This is a genomic window from Rhodanobacter spathiphylli B39 (genome assembly GCF_000264295.1).
Taxonomy (GTDB): Bacteria; Pseudomonadota; Gammaproteobacteria; order Xanthomonadales; family Rhodanobacteraceae; genus Rhodanobacter; species Rhodanobacter spathiphylli.
Genome location: NZ_AJXT01000061.1, coordinates 1 through 5,571 on the forward strand (window position 1 = coordinate 1; position 5,571 = coordinate 5,571).

A 5,571-nucleotide genomic window follows, 5' to 3' on the forward strand; every position below is an offset into this window, starting at 1 on the left:
GCGCCAAAGAAAAACCCCCACCGTTTCCGGTGAGGGTGTTTCAGGATAAAGCCCCTGGCGGTGACCTACTCTTGCATGGCAAAGCCACACTACCATCGGCGCATGCGCGTTTCACTTCTGAGTTCGGGATGGGATCAGGTGGGACCACGCCGCTATGGCCGCCAGGGAAGGGGTGGGAGCAGCGCTGTTGCGCCGGCTCCACATCTTCTTGAAAGGCCCGGTCAATACAGCTGACCAGACATTTCCGTGAGTGGAAACTCACGTTATAAATCGTAAACGAGTGACAAGCGTCGAGGTGAAATTCGAATCAGACAAGCTTCGGGAACGAACGAAGCGTCTTGGGGTTATATGGTCAAGCCTCACGGCTCATTAGTATCAGTTAGCTCAATGCATTGCTGCACTTCCACACCTGACCTATCAACCACCTAGTCTTGATGGTGCCTTAAGGAGAGTCAAGCTCTCGGGAGATCTCATCTTGGGGCGTGCTTCCCGCTTAGATGCTTTCAGCGGTTATCACTTCCGTTCGTAGCTACCGGGCAATGCCATGGGCATGACAACCCGAACACCAGCGGAACGTCCACTCCGGTCCTCTCGTACTAGGAGCAGCCCCCCTCAAATCTCCAACGCCCACGACAGATAGGGACCGAACTGTCTCACGACGTTCTGAACCCAGCTCGCGTACCACTTTAAATGGCGAACAGCCATACCCTTGGGACCGGCTACAGCCCCAGGATGTGATGAGCCGACATCGAGGTGCCAAACACCGCCGTCGATATGAACTCTTGGGCGGTATCAGCCTGTTATCCCCGGAGTACCTTTTATCCGTTGAGCGATGGCCCTTCCATACAGAACCACCGGATCACTATGACCTACTTTCGTACCTGCTTGATCCGTCGATCTCGCAGTCAAGCACGCTTATGCCATTGCACACAGTGCGCGATGTCCGACCGCGCTGAGCGTACCTTCGTGCTCCTCCGTTACTCTTTGGGAGGAGACCGCCCCAGTCAAACTACCCACCATACACGGTCCCTGACCCGGATTACGGGCCGAGGTTAGAACGTCAAGCACTTCAGGGTGGTATTTCAAGGATGGCTCCATGCAAACTGGCGTCTGCACTTCAAAGCCTCCCACCTATCCTACACAGAAGAACTCAACGTTCAGTGTAAAGCTATAGTAAAGGTTCACGGGGTCTTTCCGTCTTGCCGCGGGAACGCTGCATCTTCACAGCGAATTCAATTTCACTGAGTCTCGGGTGGAGACAGCGCCGCTGTCGTTACGCCATTCGTGCAGGTCGGAACTTACCCGACAAGGAATTTCGCTACCTTAGGACCGTTATAGTTACGGCCGCCGTTTACTGGGGCTTCGATCAAGAGCTTCGCCTTGCGGCTGACCCCATCAATTAACCTTCCAGCACCGGGCAGGCGTCACACCCTATACGTCCACTTTCGTGTTTGCAGAGTGCTGTGTTTTTGATAAACAGTCGCAGCGGCCAGGTTACTGCGACCCTTCAACGCTCAGTCACGCATGTGACCACGTCGAAGGGCGCACCTTCTCCCGAAGTTACGGTGCCATTTTGCCTAGTTCCTTCACCCGAGTTCTCTCAAGCGCCTTGGGATTCTCACCCTGCCTACCAGTGTCGGTTTACGGTACGGTTTTTCTTAAGCTGAAGCTTAGTGGCTTTTCCTGGAAGCGTGGTATCAGTCACTTCGCCCAAAAGGGCTCGTCTCGGTGCTCGGCATAAAGGGTCCCGGATTTGCCTAAGACCCATGCCTACCGCCTTTCCCCGGGACAACCAACGCCCGGTAGACCTAACCTTCTCCGTCCCCACATCGCACTTAAGAAAAGTGCAGGAATATTAACCTGCTTCCCATCGACTACGCATTTCTGCCTCGCCTTAGGGGCCGACTCACCCTGCGCCGATGAACGTTGCGCGAGGAAACCTTGGGCTTTCGGCGTGGGGGCTTTTCACCCCCATTATCGTTACTCATGTCAGCATTCGCACTTCCGATACCTCCAGCATGCTTTACAACACACCTTCACAGGCTTACGGAACGCTCCTCTACCGCGTACACATAAATGTGCACACCCCGAGCTTCGGTGCATGGCTTAGCCCCGTTAAATCTTCCGCGCAGACCGACTCGACCAGTGAGCTATTACGCTTTCTTTAAAGGATGGCTGCTTCTAAGCCAACCTCCTGGCTGTCTATGCCTTTCCACATCGTTTTCCACTTAGCCATGACTTTGGGACCTTAGCTGCGGGTCTGGGTTGTTTCCCTTTTCACGACGGACGTTAGCACCCGCCGTGTGTCTCCCGGATAGTCTGTCCTGGTATTCGGAGTTTGCCATGGTTTGGTAAGTCGCGATGACCCCCTAGCCATAACAGTGCTCTACCCCCAGGAAGATTCGTCCGAGGCGCTACCTAAATAGCTTTCGAGGAGAACCAGCTATCTCCGAGTTTGTTTAGCCTTTCACTCCTATCCTCAGCTCATCCCCATCTATTGCAACAGATGTGGGTTCGGTCCTCCAGTGCGTGTTACCGCACCTTCAACCTGGCCAAGGATAGATCACTCGGTTTCGGGTCTACTGCCTGAGACTATGCGCCCTATTCAGACTCGATTTCTCTTCGCCTCCCCTATACGGTTAAGCTTGCCACAGACAGTAAGTCGCTGACCCATTATACAAAAGGTACGCAGTCACCCTTGCGGGCTTCCACTGCTTGTACGTATACGGTTTCAGGGTCTATTTCACTCCCCTCTCCGGGGTTCTTTTCGCCTTTCCCTCACGGTACTAGTTCGCTATCGGTCAGTCAGTAGTATTTAGCCTTGGAGGATGGTCCCCCCATGTTCAGACAAGGTTTCACGTGCCCCGCCTTACTCAATTTCACACAAAGTGCCCTTTCGTCGACTGGGCTATCACCATCTATGGCCGGGCTTTCCATCCCGTTTGACTAGAACACAATGTGCTTTTGGGCTAGTCCCCGTTCGCTCGTCGCTACTCAGGGAATCTCGGTTGATTTCTTTTCCTCCGGGTACTTAGATATTTCAGTTCCCCGGGTTCGCCTTGCATGGCTATGTATTCACCATGCAATACCGCTTGCGCGGTGGGTTTCCCCATTCGGACATTGCCGGATCAAAGCTTGTTGCCAGCTCCCCGACACTTTTCGCAGGCTGCCACGTCCTTCATCGCCTCTGACTGCCAAGGCATCCACCGTATACGCTTAGTCGCTTGACCATATAACCCCAAGTCGCCTCGGGGCATGCACCCTCATCAGGTGCAGCCAAGTTACTTCGTTTTCGTGCCTTAACACTTGCCTCGGTTCGGTTTCGAACCAAGACGCTTGTCACTCGTTTACTTGTTTTCAAAGAACATCACGCCGGCCTCAATGCCGGATGATTTCAACAAATCTTGTGTGTGCTGATACTTCACGCGTCGGATCGAACCTTGGTGGAGCCTGTCGGGATCGAACCGACGACCCCCTGCTTGCAAAGCAGGTGCTCTCCCAGCTGAGCTAAGGCCCCAAGGAAACCTTGGCATAATGGTGGGTCTGGGTGGACTCGAACCACCGGCCTCACCCTTATCAGGGGTGCGCTCTAACCACCTGAGCTACAGACCCAGAGATCGAACCCCAGAACCTGAACCAGACGACCTGGAACCTAGGTTGAACGATTGCGTGAAGTACAGGTGTCTTGTGTGGACGTCTTGCGTGAGTGACTCACGCCGTCATTTCTTGAAAGGAGGTGATCCAGCCGCACCTTCCGATACGGCTACCTTGTTACGACTTCACCCCAGTCATGGACCACTCCGTGGGCGTCGTCCCCCTTGCGGTTAGACTAACGCCTTCTGGAGCAACCCACTCCCATGGTGTGACGGGCGGTGTGTACAAGGCCCGGGAACGTATTCACCGCGGCATAGCTGATCCGCGATTACTAGCGATTCCGACTTCACGGAGTCGAGTTGCAGACTCCGATCCGGACTGGGATCGGCTTTCTGGGATTGGCTCCACCTCGCGGTATTGCAACCCTCTGTACCGACCATTGTAGTACGTGTGTAGCCCTGGCCGTAAGGGCCATGATGACTTGACGTCATCCCCACCTTCCTCCGGTTTGTCACCGGCAGTCTCCTTAGAGTTCCCACCATTACGTGCTGGCAACTAAGGACAAGGGTTGCGCTCGTTGCGGGACTTAACCCAACATCTCACGACACGAGCTGACGACAGCCATGCAGCACCTGTGTTCCGATTCCCGAAGGCACTCCTCGATCTCTCAAGGATTCCGGACATGTCAAGGCCAGGTAAGGTTCTTCGCGTTGCATCGAATTAAACCACATACTCCACCGCTTGTGCGGGCCCCCGTCAATTCCTTTGAGTTTCAGTCTTGCGACCGTACTCCCCAGGCGGCGAACTTAACGCGTTAGCTTCGACACTGATCTCCGAGTTGAGACCAACATCCAGTTCGCATCGTTTAGGGCGTGGACTACCAGGGTATCTAATCCTGTTTGCTCCCCACGCTTTCGTGCTTCAGCGTCAGTGTTGTCCCAGATGGCCGCCTTCGCCACTGATGTTCCTCCCGATCTCTACGCATTTCACCGCTACACCGGGAATTCCACCATCCTCTGACACACTCTAGCTCGCCAGTATCCATCGCCATTCCCAGGTTGAGCCCGGGGATTTCACGACAGACTTAACGAACCGCCTACGCACCCTTTACGCCCAGTAATTCCGATTAACGCTTGCACCCTTCGTATTACCGCGGCTGCTGGCACGAAGTTAGCCGGTGCTTATTCCTCAGGTACCGTCAGCCCCATAGGGTATTAACCCGTGGTATTTCGTTCCTGATAAAAGTGCTTTACAACCCGAGGGCCTTCTTCACACACGCGGCATTGCTGGATCAGGCTTGCGCCCATTGTCCAATATTCCCCACTGCTGCCTCCCGTAGGAGTCTGGGCCGTGTCTCAGTCCCAGTGTGGCTGATCATCCTCTCAGACCAGCTAGCGATCGTCGCCTTGGTAGGCCATTACCCTACCAACTAGCTAATCGCACATCGGTCCGTCCAACCGCGCAAGGCCCGAAGGTCCCCTGCTTTCTCCCGTAGGACGTATGCGGTATTAGCGTAAGTTTCCCTACGTTATCCCCCACGTCTGGGTAGGTCCCGATGCATTACTCACCCGTCCGCCACTCGCCACCCACAGAGCAAGCTCTGCTGTGCTGCCGTTCGACTTGCATGTGTTAGGCATGCCGCCAGCGTTCAATCTGAGCCAGGATCAAACTCTTCACTTAAGTTTTCGACCATGTCATCACCTTGCAGCGATGGATGATCTATCTTTCTGAAGCGTTGTTCCCAACCAATCAAAACTCATTACTGACTTTTTACTTGGTGGGACGCTTGCATTGCTTGGACAGGTCGTGACCCATTCAACACAAGACGTCCACACAATTCACCTGCGCACACTGTCAAAGATCGTTCGCTTGCATCCCGTTTCCGGTTTGCGCCCCAAGACGTTTCGTCCTAGGTGAGCCGCCCATTCTACATCGCTTTTCCTCTCCGTCAACACCCTCGTGAAAGCTTTTTTCGAG

At 54.4% G+C, this 5,571-nt stretch carries 2 tRNA genes and 3 rRNA genes; all 5 read right to left on the reverse strand.

Annotated features, from left to right (window positions below):
• Positions 1–52: 52 nt before the first annotated feature.
• A 5S ribosomal RNA gene (gene rrf / locus UU7_RS16680) occupies positions 53–166 on the reverse strand.
• Positions 167–348: 182 nt separating this feature from the next.
• A 23S ribosomal RNA gene (locus UU7_RS16685) occupies positions 349–3,230 on the reverse strand.
• Between the two features lie 211 nt (positions 3,231–3,441).
• Positions 3,442–3,517, reverse strand: a tRNA-Ala gene (locus UU7_RS16690).
• An 18-nt stretch (positions 3,518–3,535) separates the two neighbouring features.
• Positions 3,536–3,612, reverse strand: a tRNA-Ile gene (locus UU7_RS16695).
• A 117-nt stretch (positions 3,613–3,729) separates the two neighbouring features.
• A 16S ribosomal RNA gene (locus tag UU7_RS16700) occupies positions 3,730–5,274 on the reverse strand.
• Together the 16S, 23S and 5S rRNA genes with 2 tRNA genes alongside form the textbook arrangement of a ribosomal RNA operon.
• Between the last annotated feature and the right edge of the window lie 297 nt (positions 5,275–5,571).